Origin of the sequence: Campylobacter sp. BCW_4332 (assembly GCF_001763175.1) — a bacterium.
Taxonomy (GTDB): Bacteria; Campylobacterota; Campylobacteria; order Campylobacterales; family Campylobacteraceae; genus Campylobacter_D; species Campylobacter_D jejuni.
Map to the genome: position 1 here is coordinate 1 of NZ_MJYF01000029.1, position 832 is coordinate 832.

The following is an 832-nucleotide window of genomic DNA, read 5'->3' on the forward strand; positions in this document are numbered from 1 at the left end:
ACTATGCCTTCTTTTTCAAGCATACTTAAAGCCCCATCAGCACAAAAGATCACTGCTTTATCTTGATAAGCTTTAAGTAAAGGAAGTTGTTTAGCTAAACTAGGTCCTGCAGAAACTACTATAGCATTTTCAAATTTGTTTTTTCTTTCACTTAAGATTCTTTGAAAAGGAATGCTTTCAAGCATAGAAGGGATGTTTTGTAAAAACTGTCCATGTGTTAGCAAAGGTAAAAAACAAGAAATATCTGCATTTCTTATTGCTACAGCTGCACTTTTAATACAAAGTTCATTCAAAGATAAAATAGAAGTTTCATAGTATTTAAGATAATAATGCGAGCTAATAAACATTTCATATAAACTTAAATACTCTAAAATGCTTTGTTGATCAAAAACCATAGCAATATGAATTTCCACATCCTTGGCTGCTGCATCAAACAATATCACTTGATAAGTTTTTAGCTCTTCACTCAAATCTAGCACACTTAAAGCCAGGATGAAAAGTTCTATTTCGCTTTCAAATACAAAAAGATGTTTATAGTGTTTAGCTAAATTTTTAATCAGTAAAGCATTGCCTATACCATAAATACATATAAAAGGATATCTAGGAGTTTTTTCTAAAATACTTTGATAGAAAAAATTTAATTCTTCTTCTAAATTTTCATACATAAAAACATTATGAGTTTTATCATAGATATTTAAATTTTCATCTATATTAAAACGAGAACAAGTTTTATTTTGTATGAAATTTAAAAGTTTATTTCCTAAGGGTTCATTTACTCCACTTAATAAAGCTTGTATGTTTTTTTCTAGTATGGTCATTAGGTTTCCTTAAA

Annotated in this window: 1 protein-coding gene; it reads right to left on the reverse strand. The window is 27.9% G+C overall.

Features of this window, described 5'->3' with window-relative positions:
• Window positions 1-818: 6-hydroxymethylpterin diphosphokinase MptE-like protein (locus AJN64_RS02455; RefSeq protein WP_148122981.1), on the reverse strand; the 818-nt coding region annotated here is incomplete at its 3' end.
• Window positions 819-832: the final 14 nt, after the last annotated feature.